Origin of the sequence: Pelagibius sp. Alg239-R121, assembly GCF_947331435.1 — a bacterium.
Lineage (GTDB): Bacteria > Pseudomonadota > Alphaproteobacteria > Kiloniellales > Kiloniellaceae > Denitrobaculum.
This window is the reverse complement of sequence record NZ_CAMZOF010000001.1, coordinates 1212864-1231663: the sequence shown is the minus strand read 5'-3', so window position 1 is coordinate 1231663 and position 18800 is coordinate 1212864. Positions and strand designations below refer to the sequence as shown.

The following is an 18800-nucleotide window of genomic DNA, read 5'->3' as shown; positions in this document are numbered from 1 at the left end:
TTCCTCCCTATTCTGCGATCTGAGGCTGATGTGAAGCGGCGCTCTTCTTTTCCCGCTTTTTCGTGGCGTAAGTGCGAATTCGCTGTGCGCCCTCAACCAGCCCACCAGGCAGGTAGATCACGATGATCATGAAGAGAAGGCCGAGGGTGAGATGCCAGCCCTCGCCGACAAACAACCCGACGACTGACACCACTACATCTTGGAGCCCATCCGGCAGGAAGCTGAAGATGCTGGTCAGGATCGATTCGTTAAAGGCCGAGAAGATGTTCTCAAAGTACTTGATAATACCGGCACCCAGCACCGGTCCAATCAGTGTCCCTACCCCGCCGAGGATCGTCATCAAAACCACCTCGCCCGACGCCGTCCACTGCATGCGTTCGGCGCCTGCCAGCGGGTCGGTGACCGCCAGCAAAGACCCGGCGAGTCCAGCGTACATGCCCGATATGACAAAAGCCGTCAGGGCATAGGGCCGTGTGTTGAGGCCGGTGTAGCTCATGCGGTTCTGGTTCGACTTGATCGCCTTCAGCATCATCCCGAATGGCGAACGTGTAATTCGCAGCGAAAGATAGAAGCCGACAATCAATAGGATGGCGCAGAAGTAGAAGCCGCCGTAACCGCTCATTGCGATCCCAAAGAAGTTGGTCGAGGGAATGCCGGCACCGGCTTCAACGAAGAGCGCGTCAACCACCCGGGGATCACTTTTTGCCAACTGCAGGCCCGTCTCACCGTTGGTGATCGGTGTCAAAACCGAATAGGCGAGATTATAAGACATCTGCGCGAAGGCGAGGGTCAGGATAGAAAAATAAATGCCGGAGCGCCGCAAGCTGATGAACCCGATCAGGAAAGAAAAGGCACCGGCAACCAGCACGGCAAAAACCACTGCCGGCAACACGTTCATGCTCAGCAACTTGAACGACCAGACGGCAGTGTAGGAACCGACGCCAAGGAAGGCAGCGTGCCCAAAGGACAGATAACCTGTCAGTCCGAAGAGAATATTGAAGCCGATGGCGAAGATGCCGAAGATCGCAAACTTCTGCATCAGGTCGGGGTAGCTCGCCCCGATGGGCATCAGCCATATCGGCATGGTCAGAACCGCAACGGCAAAGAGCCCCATCATTACATTGTCATTGCGTGGTGTGATCTTGCTCATCATGGCTTAGTTCTCCATCACGCCCTTGCGGCCCAGCAGGCCACGGGGACGGACCAGAAGGATCACCACGGCGACGAGATAGATAATAATCTGATCGATGCCGGGCAGTATGCTTTTGACTTCGTTCATGGAGGCAAAGGACTGCAGGATGCCGAGCAGGAAGCCCGCCGCCACCGCACCGCCCAGCGACCCCATGCCACCGACCACGACCACGACAAAGGACAGGACCAGAAAGTCCATCCCCATGTGATAATCCGGCGGCAAAATCGGCGTGTACATGACGCCCGCGAGCCCAGCGACCACCGCCGCCAGACCGAAAACCACGGAGAAGCGGCGTTGAATGTCGATACCCAGCAGACCAACGGTTTCACGATCCTGCATACCTGCGCGGACCACCATGCCAAAGGTCGTAAACTGAAGAAATGAGAACACGCCGAGAATAACCACAGCGGCGAAGGCCAGATAGATCAGACGCCACCAGGGATAAACCACCGCACTGCCCAGACCGAGCCAGTCACCGATACTGGCGCTGCCGGCAACGATTTCAGGCGCCGGCGTGGGAATGGGATTGGCGCCGAAATTTGCCTTCACCAGTTCCTGAATAACGATCGCCAGACCGAAGGTGACCAGGATCTGTTCCGCGTGAGTCCGTTTGTAGAAGCGCTGGATCAGTCCACGCTCCATGGCCAGTCCGATGACCAGCATGACGGGAATCGCGAGCAGGATCGAGATGGGCACCGAGTAATCGATGATGACCGTCCCGGTTTCGCCGAACCAGGTCTCCAGGTAAGGAACTTCTTTGTAGGCCTCGAAAAAGGTGATGCTTTCGTCCTTCACCTTGACAGAAATCGTCAGGAGTTTCTGAACCGAGACCGCACAAAAGGCGCCGAGCATGAAGAGGGCGCCATGGGCGAAGTTCACCACGCCGAGGGTGCCGAAAATCAGTGTGAGGCCCAGAGCGATCAGCGCATAGGCGCCGCCCTTGTCGAGACCGTTCAGAAGTTGGAGCGCTAGTGTGTCCATGACTGACCACCCGAAGAACGCGTTGGTTAAATCTGCGGCAAATACGCCGAGAGACCCTGTGAGCACATCGCTCAGGATCAATCCCCAGAGTCTGTCCGTTTTCACCGAACCGGCGAAAACGGTCAATCAACCTCTATAGCATAAAATCAGAGGGCGATTCACGTTCTTGACCGTTTCTGGTAAGAGCGATCGCATATTGGAAAGCACTGGCTTTCCCTGCGAACCGCCCGTGGGTGCCGAAGCACCCACGGGTCGACCGCAATCCGAGTGCCGCGTTTAGGCCTCGTAGGGACCGAGCTCGCCGCCGAAGATGCTGGCGTCGTACTCGACCTGGCTGCGCGGAACCTCTTGAACCACTTCGAGAAGGTCGAACTGGCTGCTTGGGTTGTCGTTGCCCTTCACGACCAGCACGTCCTTGAAGCACTGGTGATCTTCGGCACGATACAGCGTCTTGCCGTTGCCCATGCCGTCGAACTCGAAACCTTCCAGCGCCTTGATGACTTCCGGCGGGTAGAAGGTGCCGGCCATTTGACAGGCGTTGGCATAGAGCAGGGTCTGTACGTAGCAAGTATGTGCGGCCTGCGACGGCGGGAAACCGTATTCCTGACCGAACGACTTGACGAAAGCCTGTGAGCCCGCGTCCTGCAACGACCAGTTCCAGTTCGTTGTACCGAAGATGCCCTTGATGTTCTCACCTGCACCCTGAGCCATGAGACGCGAGTACAGCGGCACGACGATCTGGAAGTCCTTGCCGTTGACCTGCTTGTCGCGCAGGCCGAACTGAACCGCCTGAGTCAAGGAATTGATCATGTCCTTGCCGTAGTGATTCAGAATCAACACGTCGGCACCGGAATTGAGAACCGGCGTGATATACTGTGAGAAATCTCCCGCGCCCAGCGGCGTCTTGACCGCGTTGGCAGTCTGCCAGCCGAGACCTTCGGTGGTGTTCTTGATCGACTCTTCCTGAGTCCAACCCCAGGTGTAGTCTGCTGTCAGGTGATAGGCGCTACGTTCCTTGCCCATCTCAGCTTCCAGCACAGGCCCCAGCGCGGCACCGGACATATAGGCGTTGAAGAAGTGGCGGAAACCGTAGCGCCGCTTGTCCTTGCCGGTGGTGTCGTTGGAGTGCGTCAGGCCGTTCATGAAGACGATGCCCATCTCCTGCGCCAGCGACTGCTGTGCGATGGCGACACCGGAGGACGAACCGCCGGAGTACATGATGACGCCGTCCTTTTCGATCATACGCTTGGCCGATGCGCGCGCGGCGTCGGACTTCGTCTGCGTATCACCGGTGACGTAAGCTGCTTTCTTGCCCAGGATACCGTCACCCTTGAGCGAAAGCGGCTGCATGGTGTTGAGCAGGCCGCCATCGCCTTCGCCGTTGATGTGCTTGATAGCGAGCTTGTAGGCGCGCAGTTCATCGGCCCCCTCATCGGCGTAGGCGCCGGTCTGCGGCACGTTGAAGCCGAAGGTGACGCTGCTGCTATCGCCCGGGTTGTTGCGGAAATCAGCGCCGAAAGCGTGCCGCATGAAGAAGGTCGGTGCCGCGAGGCCGGCAGCCAGAGCCGTGCCGCCCTTTAATACGCCGCGCCGACTCACACCTTTTTTGATCTCGTCCATTAAGTCCTCCCATAGTCGTCTTATTTTCACGCTGAACGAATCCATTCAGCGTTCGCCAGCCGATGCACTTGGGGCATCCGTGGATCATCATGGGTTATCAAAGTCAAAACGACAATAATATATTGATACTATTGAATTTTTTTGTAAAATTTTATAATTGAATTATGCAAGACTTGTAAAATCTTTATCTTGCGCTGCACAAATATGTGAAAAATGAGGCTGTTAGACCATGGCACGCGCTCCAATCGGATTGAAATTACGCGAACGTCGCAAAGCCTTGGGCGTCACCCAGACCGCTCTGGCGGCAAAAGTCGGCGTCTCACCCTCCTACCTTAACTTGATCGAGAGTGAGAAGAGGAACATCGGCGGCAGTCTGCTGAAACGTCTTGCCGGTGAACTCGGGATCCGGATGGAGGAGTTGGACGGGGCAGCGGACCGACGCCTGATCGACGACCTTGGAGAGATCGCCACCTCGCCAACATTTCAGAATTTAAAGGTGTCGCCACAGAGTGCAAGTGAACTGGTTGGGCGTCATCCTGACTGGGCCCGTGCGCTGACGGTACTCTACCGTACTTACATGGATCGCGATCAGACCGTCATCGCGCTGGCTGACCGGCTGAACCAGGACCCATTTCTCGCCGCAGCCGTACATCGCATGCTGACCAACGTGTCGGCCATACGATCCGCATCGGAGATTCTCGAAAGCATTCCGGATATCGAACCGGACCAGCGCGAGCGTTTCCACAGTATTCTTCTGACAGAGAGCGATCAGCTTTCGAGCGTCGCAGAAGGATTAGCCGCCTTCTTTGACAAAGGCGTGGCACCGACAAGATCAATCTCGCCAAACGAAGAGGTCGACGACTTCCTTCAGGAACATCAAAGCTACTTCCCAGAGCTGGAGTCCGCCGCCGACGCACTGTCGGCCAGCCTGCAACTGGAGGAGCATAGTGTCATTTCGACTCTCTCTGAACTTATCGAGCAGCGCTACGGCGTCACCATCTCACAATCGGCAAAAGGCTCACATCTCAACGGACCCAGCCAGGGACCCAATGAGGCCGTTTCGAACGACAACAGACTGATCCTGTCCGATGCAGTACCCGGGCCCACCCGTCGCTTTGTGCTGGCACGCGCAGCCGCAGAACTGGCCCTCGCCGAGCCTATAAAGGAAATTGTCGACAAGGCCGGTGTACTTACAACCGGCGAAGCCAGACGACGTGCCACACGTGTCCTGTCCTCCTACTGCGCGGCAGCTATGCTCCTGCCCTACGACCGCTTCCTGGAGCAGGCAATCAGCCTACGTTACGATATCGAACGCCTGCGCCACAGCTTTGACGTGAGTCTCGAACAGATCTGCCACCGGTTGATTACCCTGCGAAAACCTGGCGCTGAAGGCATTCCCCTCGCCTTTATGCGCGTTGACCCCTCCGGTTACGTCTCGAAACGCTACACCCTACCGGGACTGCCGATCCCGCGCTACGGCGGCGCATGCCCGCTTTGGCCTGTCTACCGTGCCTTTCAGACACCCGGTGTGGTCAACTGCAGCCTGGCAGCCTTTCCCAACAACGACCGGTTTCTCTTCATCGCCTGTGCGGTGGAAAAAGGCGCCAGTGCCTTTGGCCAGCATCGCCCCCTACTCTCGATCATGCTGGCCTGTGAGGCGATCTACGCGGATCAGACCGTTTATGGCGGCAGCCTGAACTTTGCCGCCAAAGATCAGGCCCTGGCGGTCGGGCCAACCTGCCGGCTCTGCACACGCGAAGACTGCGCTCACCGCCAGGAGGACCTGATCGTCGCGACTTGATAGGATGGACGCAGACATCTGTTTCTATTGCGCGCGCGAAGCAATAGACTTGGAAATGCTATAAGCCGGAAAGGCAAAAGATCCTGAATCAGCGACCAAGGGTTCAGGGTTAGAATACTCAGGGAAGTTGGGGGACCGCCGTGGCGACAAAGGTGCTCATAGCCGAAGATGAAAAGAACATCGTTGAGTCGCTGAGTTTTATTCTGAAGCGCGAGGGTTACGAGGTATCGGCTATTTTTGACGGAGGCCTTGTCCTGGACTCGTTGAAATCCAGTCCGCCGGATATTGTCATCCTCGACGTCATGCTGCCGCAAGTGAACGGCTTCGAAATCCTGAAACAATTACGTGGCACGCCGCAGATAGCGAAACTGCCAGTGATCGTGATTACGGCAAAAGGTCAAGCACAAGACCGCTCCACCGCCGCAAATCTCGGCGCCGATGTCTTCATGAGCAAGCCTTTCTCGAACAAGGATATCGTCGCCGAAGTCAGACGCCTGACCACGGTTTAGAGTTCGAAGCAACCCATGCCATGTCCCCTTACTCCAAGGAGCGTCCGGCTCCTCCGGATTCTGGCTCCGGACCTCCTGGTAACGGGAGTCGTTACTCTATCAGTTTGAGTTGAGGAGCTTCGAGCAGTCAGTAATTAAACCGCTTTTGCGGAACAAGCCGCGCAGGATCCTTCGCGCAAGCGCACTTTGCCGTGTTGACGGCGTAGGCTCAAAGTGATCCGCAACTCTAACCGACTCCCAGACAATAAGCTCACTACCCAGGGTTCGACTGAAGGCGGTTTCAGGCGCTACGCGACCGTGTGCCACATCACCTTAGTTACTTCGGCGAAAACGCCGGCAGCCGACGAAGCCCAGCAAACCCAAAGTAAAGAGTGCGAGTGTGGAAGGTTCCATGACAGCCACGGGTTCGTTCACAAAAGATCGCGTCACATTAAACGTCCTTGCTTCGCTCAAAGAATTGCTTGGCGTTGCATAGGTAAAGCGGACATCCAGACCCGTCAGCAAGTCAAACCTTAAGAAAAAATCGTTAGTATTCTGAGTGACGGACTGAATCCCAGTGACAAGACCACCGATCAGTGCATCTTCGCCGAAGGGCACGGATCCGATTTCCGCCAAACTGTATGTGTATCCTGCGATCGTAAGATCGATGGAGAGTAGCTGATTGATGGGCGAGATCAAAGAGTCCGCATCGTAGACGATCGTGCCGGAAACCGGGTTTTCAGGGGCGGGACCAAAGAAATCGGCAGCTGTGAAACTGTAGTTGATTGGAACCGCCTGCGCCGGTAGAACCGAGACAACCAAGCCGAAAACACCGACTAAAAATCCTGAAAAAATAGAAACCCTTGCCACTTCCAATGATCCCCTCATCATGTTGGCGCTGACGCATATTGTCAGCGCGATTCGATCCAACCGCCTCGCACAGGAAGCTGACCGGCGAGTGGAGCCATTGGTACGTTCGCGGAAATCTCAAGTCCAATGCTGCCTCGGTATCGTTTGATACTGAGGTTGTATCAGTGACCTGAAACTCTTGAAGTATTGAGGGAAATTTCTAACGTGATGTGTTGCGGCCCATAGGAATAAACGACCCGCGAGCTATGATCTGCAGGCACACGACGGGTTTTAACCTGAGTCACAGCGGATGGGGTCGCGATCCTCGACCTCATGTCGCTCCCGGCCAATGATAGCGAGCTTCTGAAGTAGGTCCGCAGCACATTGCTGTTTGCAGGACTGCCGCTGATCGTGATCACTTCCAAAGACCGGTCTCAAGACTGTTACGCTACCGCCAATCCAGGCGGCGAGGCCTTCGCGATACAGCCCCGCTCCAACAGGCATATTGAAGCGGAAGTCGGGAGGTTGACCATGGCGTAACCCAGTCTCGTCCTGTTTGGAAACCCGATTGTGAGTCCCTTGTCAGCCCTCGACCTCCCAGGTGCCGCCGTCGTGCAGCAGACCGTGAAGATCGTCCCGGGACAGGGTCGAGAAGCCGTTGCTGGCTTCCTGATCCGAGCCGTAGTCGCTCACCGGATCGCAATAGAGCACGCCGAGCGACGTCGGCAGGCTGCTGTCATCCATCCGGGAGAGCGCGCAAGCCAGCGCCCAGTTGGTCTCGTCATGGATCGTGGCCAGTTTCTCGGCGTCGCCGCCTTCTTCGGTCAACTGCATCCGGCCGCTGTTGCTGTCAAAGACCAAGCCCTTGTCCCGCTCCTTACCGAACAGCAAAGGCTCACCATCCGCCACCCGGATGGTCTTATCGACCGATTCCGCCTTGGTCGCCATGCCGGCCCAGACCGCATCGTTGTAAACAATACAATTCTGGAAAATTTCGACCAGCGACGCCCCCTTGTGGGCCTGCGCGCGGGTCAGAACCTCCGGCAAATGATCCTGCAGAGTGTCTGCCGAACGGGCCACGAAGCGCGCCCCCGCACCCAGGGCCATCAGGGCGGCATTGACCGGCCGGTCGACCGAGCCACCGGGTGTCGAAGGCGAACGGGTTCCCACTGAAGACGTCGGCGAATACTGCCCTTTTGTCAGACCATAGATCGCATTGTTCAGCAGCAGCAGGTTGAGGTCCATGTTCCGCCGCAGGGCGTGCAACAGGTGGTTGCCGCCGATAGAGAGAAAATCGCCGTCGCCCCCTACCACCCAGACATCCAGGTCCGGATTTGCCAGCTTTACGCCGGTCGCCACCGCCGGTGCCCGGCCATGGATGGTGTGGAAGCCGTAGCTGTCCACGTAGTAGGGAAAACGTGCCGCACAGCCGATGCCGGACACAAAGACCACCTCGTGCGGCGGCCGACCGATCTTGGCAAGGGTCGAGCGTACCGATTTCAGGATCGCGTAGTCACCGCAACCCGGGCACCAGCGCACTTCCTGATTGGTCGTAAAATCCTTTGGCGTCAGAACTTGGTTCATGCCGCACCCCCATTACCCTTAGCCGCACTCTTATCGGCCACCGCTCTGATCGCAGTCTTCAAGGTCTGCACCTTGAAAGGCTTGCCGGTCATCTGGTTCACGCCCTCGGCCGGCATCAGAAACTCGGAACGCAGCAACCGCCGAAGCTGTCCACCATTCATCTCGGCCACCAGTACGTGATCAAATCCGCGCAGCAGATCTTCAAGACCTGGTGCCAGGGGCGCGATGTGACGCACGTGCACGTGAGCCACCTCCAAACCTTCGGCCAGCAGCTCTTTCACCGCCGCATTGAGCGCACCGTAAGTCGAACCCCAGCCAACCACGGCGACCTTGCCGCTCTCCACACCGCGCTCGACCTTTACCGGCGGAATGATCTCTGTAATCCGCGCGATTTTTTCGGCGCGCAGATCGGTCATGGTCTGATGGTTATCGGGATCGTAGGAGATATGCCCGCTGCCGTCGGCTTTCTCAATGCCGCCGATCCGGTGCTGAAGCTCCGGCGTGCCCGGCTTGACCCAGGGGCGTGCAAGTGTCTTTTGGTTCCGCTGAAAAGGCTGAAAGTTCTCCGGGTCGGCCCGGAAATCCGGCGCGATGTCGGGCAGTTCCGCAACGTTGGGAATTCGCCAGGGCTCTGCGGCATTTGCAATATAACCATCCGCCAGCACAATCACGGGCGTCATGTAGCGGATGGCGATGGTCGCGGCGTCGAGCATGGCCTGGAAGCACTCGGCCGGGGTCGCCGGCGCCAGCACCGCACAGGGGGCTTCGCCGTGCCGGCCATAGAGCGACATCGCGAGGTCGGCCTGCTCAGCTTTGGTCGGCATGCCGGTTGAAGGCCCGGCACGCTGAACGTTCACGACCACCAAGGGAAGCTCGGTCGCAATCGCCAGGCTCAGAGCTTCGGACTTCAAGGCAATACCGGGACCGGACGAGCCGGTGACGCCCAATGCCCCGCCGTAAGAAGCGCCAATCGCAGCCGTCGCTGCAGCGATTTCGTCCTCAGCCTGGAAGGTGACGATCCCCTTGCTGCGCAGAGCAGCCAGCGCATGCAACAGGCCGGATGCTGGTGTGATCGGATAGGAACAATAGGCCACCTTAATTCCCGCACAACAGGCCGCCGCGGCCAGTCCTTTGGCCATAGCGTCGATACCGGTGATGCTTCTATAGATACCGGGCTCGAAGCTGGCCTCAAGAGGCTGCCCCACCACATCACGGCCGATCTCCATGGTCTCGCCAAAAGCGTGTCCGGCATTGAGCGCAGCGAGGTTTGCGGCTGCCACTTCGGGAATCTTGGCGAATTTTTCAGTGATCCATTTCTGGGTGTCCGCACGCTTCCGATCGAACATCCAGAAAGTCAGACCAAGCGCCCAGAAATTCTTGGCGCGGTCGGCAATCTTCTTGCTGGCACCGGTATCCGCCACTGCTTCACCACAGCGCCGTGCGATATCGATCTTCAGGATCTGATAGGCCGCGAGCGCATCGTCATCCAGCGGACTTTCTTCATAGCCTGCCTTGGCCAGATTCCGCTTGGTGAAGGCGCCTTCATCGAGGATCACCAGCCCGCCTTCGCGCAGATCCGCGAGATTGGTTTTCAGCGCTGCCGGATTGAAGGCGATCAGCACATCTACGGCATCGCCCGGGGTCAGAACTTTAGGACCGCCAAACTGGATCTGAAAAGCGGAAACTCCAAAGGTCGTACCGACCGGCGCGCGAATTTCCGCAGGGAAATCCGGAAAGGTGATGAGATCGTGACCACTCAAGGCAGCGGATTTTGCGAACTCGGTGCCGAGGATCTGAACCCCATCACCGGAATCACCCGCAAAACGAACCACAACACGCTCGGGCGCCGTGCGTTCAACGACTTTGGCTACGGTTGCGGCCTGACTACCCATGATCAGACCCCTTTAACACTTCCATCAACGACATGCCTTCCACCTCAGAAAGCCGATCAGTTGTCTCAGCAGATGATTTACGACCATCTGATCGGCCAATAAAACCAGTCTCTCGCGCTTCACATTCGAGGGCAGCTCATGCACTCGACCAGATCCACGCTGCACAATCACAGTCTAAGTCACAGCGCTGCCGGGCGCTAACCACCAATACCCGGTGCCTCCGAGAGCTCGCTCAACTTTCCGTGTTTATCCATCCAGTTGTCCGCATCTAAGGGTGCATCGCCCTTGGCGGTGATATTCGGCCAGATTTCCGAAAACTTGGCGTTCAATTTTACCCAACTCTCGAGTCCGTCCTCGCTGTCGGGCCGAATTGCTTCCGCCGGACACTCCGGCTCACAAACACCGCAATCAATGCATTCATCCGGATGGATGACCAGCATATTTTCGCCTTCATAGAAACAATCGACCGGACAGACTTCGACACAATCCTGATATTTGCAACGAATGCAATTCTCGATCACTACGTAAGTCACGCCATCATCCCTGAGCAATCATCAACACAAAACACATCCGCATCGACCCGTCGAAGCTTAGGGATGTAGATTTCGCTAGTATACTAATGAGATAAAATAGGTATTTCAAGACAATTTTTGGCTAATTCATTGATATTTTCTTAATATCTCTTTTATATTTTTTGTGCACGAAAATCATCACCGCTATAACATGACTGAGCAAGAAGGACGGATTGATACCGCGTGGAAATCAACGTCGGCCTAAATGCGGTTTAGGCGCACTCCTCGGACAAATTGACACTTTACGCCCACTGCGGGCAGTCGGCAGAATTGAGCCAGCGGGCGCGTTCAACCTGGCCGGAGGCACCGATGACAATACGGCGTATCGTCACGAACATTGCGACTGAGAGAGTATCCGACGCACATGCCTTTTATCGGGATCTCTTGGGCTTGGAGGTCGCAATGAACCAAGGTTGGATCGTTACCTTTGCGTCCAGTAACACCGCCCCCATCCAGATTAGCATCGCCAGCGAAGGCGGATCCGGCACCACTGTTCCGGATATTTAGATCGAAGTAGACAATGTCGACGAAATGTACAATCGGGCGAAATCGGCCGGGTTCGAAACTATCTACGAATTGACAGATGAGCCTTGGGGCGTACGCCGTTTTTACGTTCGCGACCCGCTGGGTAAGATCATAAACATCCTCGTCCACCTCGAATTACCAACAGACGTCTGGCCCGGCGTCGATTTACCCCTTGTAGAGCTTGCGCAGCAGGCGGATGAGCGTCGTCCGCTCCCGAGTGTTCAAAGGCTTCAATGTGTCCTTGGAGATCTGCAAACCCAGGGGAATCGCGGCCCGCACCGCTTCCTCACCCTTTTTAGTCAGCTCGACGAAGTGTTTGCGGCCATCATCAGGATCGGGCCGGGTGCGGATCAGGGCGCGCGCGGAAAGCCGGTCGACGACGCCCTTGATAGTCGCCACGTCCATCGCTGCCTGACGTCCGAGTTCGTTCTGTGGTAAGGGCCCCTTCTCAAACAGCTTGGCCAATACCGCAAAACGTGTCGGTGTCAGTTCCTCGAGCATGAGATTGGCGAAGATCGTGCTGTGTTTCTGCGAGGCAACTCTCAGAATAAATCCGATCTGATCATCGAGCAGATAGTCGGTCGGATCGATTTCTTCAACAATCCCCACCTTTCGTCGTTTCATGCACTTCCGCGCCCCAGAACAAGTCTCTCAATCACTCGATAGCGGTGTTACACCCATTAGACATCCCATCTCAAGGCTGCGGTATGGACCGGGGCATCCCAAAGACCGAGCATCTCGTCATCTGCCCTGGTCAGCGTGATCGAACAGCCGGCCATGTCGAGGGAGGTACAATAGTCACCGACCAATGACCGGGCGATGGTCAGCCCGCGGTCTTCACAGAGCTTGCGCGCCGCATCATACATCAGATAGAGCTCCATCAACGGCGTCCCGCCCATACCGTTGACCAGCAGAATTACGGGGTCGCCGGTATCCGGCCCGCCTTCCTTGCAGATCGCTTCGATCATCTCCGCTGCCAGCGCATCGGCTTCCGCGAGCTTCACCCTGCGGCGCCCCGGTTCTCCGTGGATCCCGACGCCCATCTCCATCTCGTCTTCACCGAGCTCGAATGTCGGTTTTCCGGCCGCGGGCACAGTGCAGCTGGTCAGGGCAACGCCCATCGTTCCAGTCGCCGCATTCACCCGGTCGCCCAGCGCCTTGCAGGTCGCCAAATCGGCTCCGGCCTCCGCAACTGCGCCGACGATCTTCTCAACGATGACCGTCCCCGCAACGCCGCGCCGTCCCTGGGTGTAGAGCGAGTCTTCCACGGCTACGTCGTCATTGGTCAACACGGTATCCTGAGCACCGTCGTACATTTCTGCTGCCATCTCGAAATTCATGACGTCGCCGGAGTAGTTCTTGACGATAAAAAGAACGCCCGCGTCCGCGCCAACCGCCTCGGCCGCCGCCAGCATCTGATCGGGTGTGGAAGAGGTGAAGACTTCGCCCGGACAAGCCGCATCCAACATTCCCTTTCCAACAAATCCCGCATGCAACGGCTCGTGCCCGGAGCCACCACCGGAGATCAGAGCAACCTTCCCCTTCCGTGTACCGCCCGCACGCTGCACGAATTTCGGCTCCCAATTCACCGAGACAATATCGCTGTGGGCTGCCCCGAACCCCCGCAGGCTGTCGGTCAGTGCGTTATCGACGGTATTGATCAGCTTTTTCATGTCTTTATTTCCTCCCTATACTGCAAAGATCAGCCGCCCTCGCGCGCAAGAGCGATCATTTTTGCTGCAATATCCTCTATGGCCTCGGCGAGGCGTTCCTGTTTTCCAGGATCCTCGAAGTCCGGCAGCTCAATCATGACGATCCGCTTGCCCGATACCTCTTCAGATTCCAACGCGGCGGCCTGATTGGGATGCGCGATTCGATAGGCATCTAAAAAGCAGCCGCGCTCTTCCGGCGAGAAGTGGCAGATCTTGAAAATCGAGGCGACATGCGGCGCAGGCAGCGGCACACGTAGCGCGGGGTTGGTGATCTGCGAGACGAAACTCTTGTGTGTCCCCAACGCCTTGGCGATTCGCTGACGGGTGCCAGACGGCCGCCGGTCGATAAACTCCCGCAGGATCTGCTTGTAGGTCGCAACCGATTGAGTCGCAGCAGATTGGTCGACCGCCGGTTTGAGCACACCGCTATTGCGGTTGGCGGATTTCGGGTTAACTGCCTTTGAGTCAACCATAGCGGCTCACCGCGAGTTTAACTCTGCCCACCTGCGCGGGCGCCACCGAGAGCCGGCGAAGACCGCAGTCCAGCAGGTCAGGGATCGCATTGGGGTCAGACGCCATATCGCCGCAGAGGCTGACCTCGACTCCCATGCGCGCTGCCGCCTCCACTGTTCGGCGGATCAATTCCAGAACCGCCGGGCTTTTTGCATCAGCCAACTTGGTCACCGCCGGATTATCCCGAGCACAGGCCGTGGTGTATTGAATAAGGTCATTGGAGCCGATCGAAAAGAAATCCACCTTGAACCGCTCCGCCGTCAGAGCGGCAGCGGGCACCTCAACCATCATACCCAATTGAGGACAAGCATGCGCAACGCCTTCCGCCGAGAGTTCGGTCAGCGCCTCGTCAAGTTGCGCGCGCACTGCCTCCACTTCCTCAGGGGTGGTCACCATTGGGATCATGATCTTCAAAGAACCGAACACCGCGGCCCTGGCAAGCGCGCGCAACTGCAGCTTCAAGACCTCCGGTTTCAGGAGTGACAGACGAACGCCGCGCAGACCCAGGAAAGGATTCGCTTCGTCGTCAACAGTGACGCCGGGGATCGGTTTGTCTCCACCGGCATCCAGGGTGCGGATGGTCACCGGACGTCCTTCCGCCCAATTTACGATGTCCCGGTAGACCTCAAATTGCTTTTGTTCATCGGGAAGGACACCTTCACTGAACAGGAACTCCGTCCGCGTCAGCCCGATGCCGTCACAGTTCGCAGTCGGCACGTCCGCCAGAACCCGGGGGTCATCCGCATTAATCAGAATTTCGACCCGTTCTCCGGTTGCCATGACCGCTGCTTTACCGATGAGAGAGTCCGCTCGTTCTTCATCGCCTTCGCGCACACGCTGTCGCTGCCTAACGTCTTCAAGTGTTTTGGGTTCCGGCGTAAGAATCAAAACCCCGTCTTCGGCATCAAGGACTGCAAGGCAAGCGTGCTGCATCGTCTCGACAGCGTCCTCCAAACCCACGAGAAGCGGGATTCCCCGCGCTCGTGCCAGAATGGCAACGTGGCTGGTCGGGCTACCACCGCAAATCGCAGCACCTCGGTAGCTTGTCCAGTCCAGTTCCAGGAATCGTGACGGTGTAAGATTCTGAGCGACGATGATATCGCCGTCCAGTTTGGTCTGCTCTGCATGATCGTTGAATCCAGTTTCATTTCCATGCAGTGCCGCGAGCACGCGCGCTTTGAGATCCAGAAGATCTTCCGCGCGCGCTTTGAAATACTCGTCCTCACCCTCCCGGTATTCGGTAACCTCGCTATCAATCACTCTGATCCAGGCCAGGTCTGCAGGCTGACCCTCTTGAACAGCGTTATAGATCGGCGCCAAGAGATCTTCGTCTTCGAGAAGCGCGATTTGAAACTCCAGTATCTCGGCCCCCATCTCGTCCTGGGCTTCGGTCAGCGCCTCGAGCTGTTCCAATGCGCGCGTGATCGCGCCTGCGAGGAGGCTGCGTTCGTCTTCCGGAGACCCCGCTGTCCGTTGCACCTCTACGCCCGAGATCAGCCGCACGGCACGGCCCACGACAAGGCCGTCGGAGGCGGCGACACCGCGCAGAATGCGTTGATCTGAAGTCTCAGTCATGGTCCTCATTACGAATCAAATAGGCGCTCACTCGGCATCGAAATCCCGTTCGATCAAGGAGACCAGAGCTCTCACGGCCTCATCGGCATGGACGCCCTCCGCCCGAACGAAGAGAATCTCGCCGCTGCCGGCCTTCAACTTCATTACAGCGTTGGGCGACTTGGCATTCACCCATTTGCCGTCTTTACCCGCACGGATTTCGACCGTTGAGTCATAGGCCTTAGCAAGCTTTGTCAACTTGACGGCAGGTCGGGCATGCAGCCCCGTCGGATCCTGAATCGTTGCCTGTCCGTTTGCCACATCCTCGTTCGGGCCGGCACTTTCAGCGGATGCGTCGGTCATGACAGAAATTCCTCCGCGGTCGCACGAACCTCGTCAAGACTCCCACCGCCAGCCGCTTCCGTTGCCGCCATAACTGCGCCCTCCACAATGGGCGCATTACAGATGACAATCGACTTCTGGCGCTCATCGTCCATCATCTCGATGGCCATTTCGCTATTGGTTTCCGCACCACCGAGATCGACCAGAACGGCTACACCCTTTTCACCGAAGACCGAATCAATAGCGCTGTGAATTACCGCAACGTCGGTTCCTAGGCCACCGGCCGCGTTGCCACCGCAGTAAGCGACCTTGACCTCATCGCCGACCATTTCCCGCACCATATCCGCGGTACCCTTGGCAACGTTTGGAGAATGCGAAACGATCACGATGCCAACGAAATTCGTCATAACCTTACTTACCCCCAATTGCGTCACAACTTTCGACTACGTCACAGACAGCATGGATGAGCAGAGTCGAGGAGCGGGCACCGGGATCGAGATGCCCGATTGAGCGATCGCCCAGAAAAGACGCCCGACCCTTTGTCGCCTTCATATCCCTGGTCGATGCCAGGCCCGCGTCGGCCGCGGCCCTCAGCGCATCGGCGTCGAAGGTGTCAGCCGAGGAAAGCAGAGCGGCAACCGGCAACAGAACCTCCAGCATGGTCTTCTCGCCGCCTTCGGATTTACCGCGCTTCATCACTGCTTCGACACCGGCCTGAAAGGCGGTTGCAAAATCGCCGACCGAACCCGGCTCTTCCGGCATGGCCTTGCCCATCGACATCAGCAGCGAACCGTAAAGAGGTCCCGATGCCCCGCCGACCGACATCACCAGCGTCATGCCCGCCTTCTCAAGCGCCTTGCCGCCGGGCAGTTCTGAAATGGCGTCCACCGCCGCAGCAATAGCCTCAAAACCGCGCTTCATGTTGATCCCATGGTCGCCGTCGCCAATCGCCTGATCCAGGTCGGTGAGCTCTTCCGCATGCGCCAGAATGACCTCATGCGTATGGCTGATCAGCGCCTTGATTGTCTCAGGTTCCATAAACCGCCTCCTCACTCACACCCGCCTTGAGCGGATCGACGCGCTTGCCGTCCGCATCGAAAAACAGCACCGCGCCCTCCCGCACGCCAATGGCGATCTCCGCTCCCTCTTCCAGGCTGGCCGCATCACCGAGCAGGGCATGAAGGTGTTGTCCCGCCAGTTCAAGCAGAATCACTGTCTCGACGCCCAGATGCTCGACATTGATCACCTTGGCGACCGCGCCCTCACTCCGGTCCAGAAGGATATCTTCGGGTCGGATCCCCAAGGTCGTCGCCGACGGCGGCACAGACGGCAGTTCGAGCATACCCACCGCCAGGAGATTGATCTGGGGACTCCCGAGCCGCTGCGCCACATAGACGCTGGCCGGGGTTTCGTAGACTTCGCGCGGGTCGCCGATCTGCACCAGCTTGCCCTCATCCAGAACGCCAATCCGGTCCGCCAGAGTCATAGCTTCAAGCTGGTCATGGGTCACGTAGACGATTGTCGCACCCAGATCCCGCTGAATGCGTTTCAGTTCCACCCGCAGATCCTCGCGCAGTTTTGCGTCCAGCGAGGACAGGGGTTCGTCCATTAAAAAGACTGTCGGGTTGCGCACCAGCGCCCGGCCGATCGCCACCCGCTGCATCTCACCGCCTGAAAGCGCCGTCGCAGAGTTTTCCAGTTTGTGATCGATGCGCAGCAGTTCGGCAATTTCCTGAACACGCGTTTTGATCTGCGCGGCCGTCAGGTTCTGACCCGGTGCTTTCAGGGGAAAGGCCAGATTTTCAAAGACGCTATAGTGCGGATAAAGCGAATACTGCTGAAATACGAAAGCCACATTGCGGGCGGAGGTGGGCGTCTCGGTAACATCCATGCCATCGATGGCCACACTGCCTGCTTCCGGCTTTTCCAGACCCGCGATCAGCCGCAGCGTCGTGGTCTTGCCCGCACCGGTCGGCCCCAGCAGGACTACGAACTCTCCGTTACGCACCGTTAGATCGAGGTCGGCCACTGCTTTCGTGGATCCAAAGGACTTGGAGATAGCGTTCAGCACGATTTCAGCCACCGGCGCCTCCTCCGGTAAACGCGCTCGAGACCGCCCGGTCGGTTCGGGAATCGAAGACCACGATCTTCTCCGAATCGAAATCCAGTCCGACTGTCTCGCCATCGTTGACCCGCACCGTATTGGGTGCGCGCACCCGTAGGCGGCCTGAGTCCGTATCGACCGTGATCAGCTGCCGGGTGCCCATGTATTCGACCGCGAAGACACGCCCGCGCAGCGCGCCCTGGTCGGAGATGTGAATGTGTTCCGGCCGCGCGCCCAGAATGGCTTCAGACGACGTCAGGTCTTCGTGCAGACGCGGAATGGCGATGCGGGATCCGCGCACCTGCACGGCTTCGCTACCGGCGTTCAGCCCGCCTTCGCCTGCGATGAAGTTCATGGAGGGAGAGCCCACAAAACCCGCAACAAAACGCGTCGCCGGGCGGGCATAGACTTCCGAGGGCGGTCCGATCTGCAGCACCTCGGCATTGTTCATGATACAGATGCGGTCGGCCATGGACATGGCTTCGATCTGATCGTGGGTCACATAGACCGTGGTCGCCTTGACCCGCAGATGCAGCAGACGCAGTTCCTCACACATCAACTCCCGGAACTGGGCATCCAGCGCCCCCAGGGGTTCATCCATCAGAAAGGCTTTGGCCCGGCGCACCACGGCCCGGCCCAGCGCCACCCGCTGCCGGTCGCCACTCGACAGACCGCCCACCGGTGACTCCAGCAGATGATCGATCTGCAGCATGCGCGCGACCTCTTCGGTGCGTTCGCGCACCTCCTTGCGGGGCCGGCCCTCCATGCGCAGCGGGAAGGAGATGTTCTTGCGCACGTTCATGTGGGGATAGAGCGCAAAAAGCTGGAACACAAAGGCGATATCCCGCTCGCCGCCGCGCCGGGTCGTCACATCTTCCCCGTCCAGAAAAATCCGGCCCAAGGTCGGCAGTTCCAGCCCGGCGATCATGCGCAGGGTCGTGGTCTTGCCGCAGCCGGACGGGCCCAGCATCACGAAGAACTCACCGTCCTTCACTGTGAAGGAAGAGTCCCGTACGGCGGTAAAGTCGCCGAAGGTCTTGTGCAGGTTTTCAATTCTAATCTCGGCCACGT

Annotated in this window: 19 protein-coding genes and 1 pseudogene; 4 read left to right on the top strand and 16 right to left on the bottom strand. The window is 58.0% G+C overall.

Going from position 1 to position 18800, the window contains the following annotated elements; translation table 11 throughout:
* Positions 1 to 7: 7 nt before the first annotated feature.
* From QMZ18_RS05490 to QMZ18_RS05480, 3 genes are all read right to left on the bottom strand, one after another.
* Positions 8 to 1153 carry a branched-chain amino acid ABC transporter permease gene (locus tag QMZ18_RS05490; protein ID WP_367575939.1) on the bottom strand — a complete coding sequence of 382 codons (1146 nt, stop codon included), beginning with the start codon at positions 1151 to 1153 and terminating at the stop codon, positions 8 to 10.
* Between the two features lie 3 nt (positions 1154 to 1156).
* Positions 1157 to 2173 carry a branched-chain amino acid ABC transporter permease gene (locus QMZ18_RS05485; protein ID WP_282605216.1) on the bottom strand — a complete coding sequence of 339 codons (1017 nt, stop codon included), beginning with the start codon at positions 2171 to 2173 and terminating at the stop codon, positions 1157 to 1159.
* 276 nt (positions 2174 to 2449) lie between these two features.
* Positions 2450 to 3793 carry a substrate-binding protein gene (locus QMZ18_RS05480; protein ID WP_282605215.1) on the bottom strand — a complete coding sequence of 448 codons (1344 nt, stop codon included), beginning with the start codon at positions 3791 to 3793 and terminating at the stop codon, positions 2450 to 2452.
* A gap of 229 nt (positions 3794 to 4022) precedes the next feature.
* On the opposite strand from QMZ18_RS05480, the gene QMZ18_RS05475 reads away from it, so the two are divergent.
* Positions 4023 to 5594 carry a helix-turn-helix domain-containing protein gene (locus QMZ18_RS05475; protein WP_282605214.1) on the top strand — a complete coding sequence of 524 codons (1572 nt, stop codon included), beginning with the start codon at positions 4023 to 4025 and terminating at the stop codon, positions 5592 to 5594.
* A gap of 140 nt (positions 5595 to 5734) precedes the next feature.
* Positions 5735 to 6103 (top strand): response regulator transcription factor, encoded by a 369-nt coding sequence (locus QMZ18_RS05470; RefSeq protein WP_282605213.1) that lies wholly within the window; start codon positions 5735 to 5737, stop codon positions 6101 to 6103.
* A gap of 312 nt (positions 6104 to 6415) precedes the next feature.
* Here QMZ18_RS05470 and QMZ18_RS05465 read toward each other — a convergent pair whose 3' ends face one another.
* From QMZ18_RS05465 to fdxA, 4 genes are all read right to left on the bottom strand, one after another.
* A complete protein-coding gene (locus QMZ18_RS05465) occupies positions 6416 to 6952 on the bottom strand; it encodes a PEP-CTERM sorting domain-containing protein (protein ID WP_282605212.1) in 537 nt (178 codons plus the stop codon).
* Positions 6953 to 7513: 561 nt separating this feature from the next.
* A complete protein-coding gene (locus tag QMZ18_RS05460; protein ID WP_282605211.1) occupies positions 7514 to 8515 on the bottom strand; it encodes a 2-oxoacid:ferredoxin oxidoreductase subunit beta in 1002 nt (333 codons plus the stop codon).
* The gene (locus QMZ18_RS05455; RefSeq protein WP_282605210.1) at positions 8512 to 10407 is read right to left on the bottom strand and encodes a 2-oxoacid:acceptor oxidoreductase subunit alpha; all 1896 of its coding nucleotides are present in this window, start codon (positions 10405 to 10407) and stop codon (positions 8512 to 8514) included. The genes QMZ18_RS05460 and QMZ18_RS05455 overlap by 4 nt, the downstream gene beginning before the upstream one ends.
* A gap of 197 nt (positions 10408 to 10604) precedes the next feature.
* Entirely contained in the window at positions 10605 to 10940 is a 336-nt protein-coding gene (gene fdxA / locus QMZ18_RS05450; RefSeq protein WP_282605209.1) for a ferredoxin FdxA, read from the bottom strand.
* A 348-nt stretch (positions 10941 to 11288) separates the two neighbouring features.
* Here fdxA and QMZ18_RS36930 point away from each other — a divergent pair, with 348 nt between their 5' ends.
* Positions 11289 to 11486, top strand: a complete 198-nt coding sequence (locus QMZ18_RS36930; RefSeq protein ID WP_322097135.1) for a hypothetical protein — start codon at positions 11289 to 11291, stop codon at positions 11484 to 11486.
* A pseudogene (locus tag QMZ18_RS37010) lies at positions 11487 to 11597 on the top strand (VOC family protein); the annotation flags it as partial.
* Positions 11598 to 11669: 72 nt separating this feature from the next.
* Here the strand turns inward: QMZ18_RS37010 and QMZ18_RS05440 are convergent.
* From QMZ18_RS05440 to QMZ18_RS05400, 9 genes are read right to left on the bottom strand one after another with little or no spacing between them, the layout of a single operon-like run.
* Positions 11670 to 12128: a MarR family winged helix-turn-helix transcriptional regulator gene (locus tag QMZ18_RS05440; protein ID WP_282605208.1), complete on the bottom strand. Its 459-nt coding sequence runs from the start codon at positions 12126 to 12128 to the stop codon at positions 11670 to 11672.
* A gap of 56 nt (positions 12129 to 12184) precedes the next feature.
* Positions 12185 to 13177 (bottom strand): dihydroxyacetone kinase subunit DhaK, encoded by a 993-nt coding sequence (gene dhaK, locus QMZ18_RS05435; RefSeq protein ID WP_282605207.1) that lies wholly within the window; start codon positions 13175 to 13177, stop codon positions 12185 to 12187.
* A gap of 29 nt (positions 13178 to 13206) precedes the next feature.
* Positions 13207 to 13689, bottom strand: a complete 483-nt coding sequence (locus QMZ18_RS05430; RefSeq protein ID WP_282605206.1) for a hypothetical protein — start codon at positions 13687 to 13689, stop codon at positions 13207 to 13209.
* Positions 13682 to 15304 carry a phosphoenolpyruvate--protein phosphotransferase gene (gene ptsP / locus QMZ18_RS05425; RefSeq protein ID WP_282605205.1) on the bottom strand — a complete coding sequence of 541 codons (1623 nt, stop codon included), beginning with the start codon at positions 15302 to 15304 and terminating at the stop codon, positions 13682 to 13684. The genes QMZ18_RS05430 and ptsP overlap by 8 nt, the downstream gene beginning before the upstream one ends.
* A 27-nt stretch (positions 15305 to 15331) precedes the next feature.
* On the bottom strand, positions 15332 to 15646 hold the full coding sequence (locus QMZ18_RS05420) for an HPr family phosphocarrier protein (RefSeq protein WP_282605204.1): 315 nt from the start codon (positions 15644 to 15646) through the stop codon (positions 15332 to 15334).
* Entirely contained in the window at positions 15643 to 16032 is a 390-nt protein-coding gene (gene dhaM / locus QMZ18_RS05415) for a dihydroxyacetone kinase phosphoryl donor subunit DhaM (protein WP_282605203.1), read from the bottom strand. Before dhaM ends, QMZ18_RS05420 begins: the two co-directional genes overlap by 4 nt.
* Positions 16033 to 16036: 4 nt before the next feature.
* Positions 16037 to 16663 carry a dihydroxyacetone kinase subunit DhaL gene (gene dhaL / locus QMZ18_RS05410; protein ID WP_282605202.1) on the bottom strand — a complete coding sequence of 209 codons (627 nt, stop codon included), beginning with the start codon at positions 16661 to 16663 and terminating at the stop codon, positions 16037 to 16039.
* Positions 16653 to 17708 carry an ABC transporter ATP-binding protein gene (locus QMZ18_RS05405; RefSeq protein ID WP_282605201.1) on the bottom strand — a complete coding sequence of 352 codons (1056 nt, stop codon included), beginning with the start codon at positions 17706 to 17708 and terminating at the stop codon, positions 16653 to 16655. The genes dhaL and QMZ18_RS05405 overlap by 11 nt, the downstream gene beginning before the upstream one ends.
* Entirely contained in the window at positions 17701 to 18798 is a 1098-nt protein-coding gene (locus QMZ18_RS05400) for an ABC transporter ATP-binding protein (RefSeq protein ID WP_282605200.1), read from the bottom strand. Before QMZ18_RS05400 ends, QMZ18_RS05405 begins: the two co-directional genes overlap by 8 nt.
* Positions 18799 to 18800: the final 2 nt, after the last annotated feature.

Excerpts from the sequence above, each read along its gene's own strand:
- QMZ18_RS36930 (WP_322097135.1), top strand. The coding sequence starts at position 11,289 with ATGACAATACGGCGTATCGTCACGAACATTGCGACTGAGAGAGTATCC.
- dhaL (WP_282605202.1), bottom strand. The coding sequence starts at position 16,663 with ATGGAACCTGAGACAATCAAGGCGCTGATCAGCCATACGCATGAGGTC.
- QMZ18_RS05430 (WP_282605206.1), bottom strand. The coding sequence starts at position 13,689 with ATGGTTGACTCAAAGGCAGTTAACCCGAAATCCGCCAACCGCAATAGC.
- QMZ18_RS05420 (WP_282605204.1), bottom strand. The coding sequence starts at position 15,646 with ATGACCGACGCATCCGCTGAAAGTGCCGGCCCGAACGAGGATGTGGCA.
- QMZ18_RS05490 (WP_367575939.1), bottom strand. The coding sequence starts at position 1,153 with ATGATGAGCAAGATCACACCACGCAATGACAATGTAATGATGGGGCTC.
- dhaK (WP_282605207.1), bottom strand. The coding sequence starts at position 13,177 with ATGAAAAAGCTGATCAATACCGTCGATAACGCACTGACCGACAGCCTG.
- QMZ18_RS05440 (WP_282605208.1), bottom strand. The coding sequence starts at position 12,128 with ATGAAACGACGAAAGGTGGGGATTGTTGAAGAAATCGATCCGACCGAC.
- QMZ18_RS05475 (WP_282605214.1), top strand. The coding sequence starts at position 4,023 with ATGGCACGCGCTCCAATCGGATTGAAATTACGCGAACGTCGCAAAGCC.
- QMZ18_RS05460 (WP_282605211.1), bottom strand. The coding sequence starts at position 8,515 with ATGAACCAAGTTCTGACGCCAAAGGATTTTACGACCAATCAGGAAGTG.
- QMZ18_RS05480 (WP_282605215.1), bottom strand. The coding sequence starts at position 3,793 with ATGGACGAGATCAAAAAAGGTGTGAGTCGGCGCGGCGTATTAAAGGGC.
- dhaM (WP_282605203.1), bottom strand. The coding sequence starts at position 16,032 with ATGACGAATTTCGTTGGCATCGTGATCGTTTCGCATTCTCCAAACGTT.
- ptsP (WP_282605205.1), bottom strand. The coding sequence starts at position 15,304 with ATGACTGAGACTTCAGATCAACGCATTCTGCGCGGTGTCGCCGCCTCC.
- QMZ18_RS05485 (WP_282605216.1), bottom strand. The coding sequence starts at position 2,173 with ATGGACACACTAGCGCTCCAACTTCTGAACGGTCTCGACAAGGGCGGC.
- QMZ18_RS05455 (WP_282605210.1), bottom strand. The coding sequence starts at position 10,407 with ATGGGTAGTCAGGCCGCAACCGTAGCCAAAGTCGTTGAACGCACGGCG.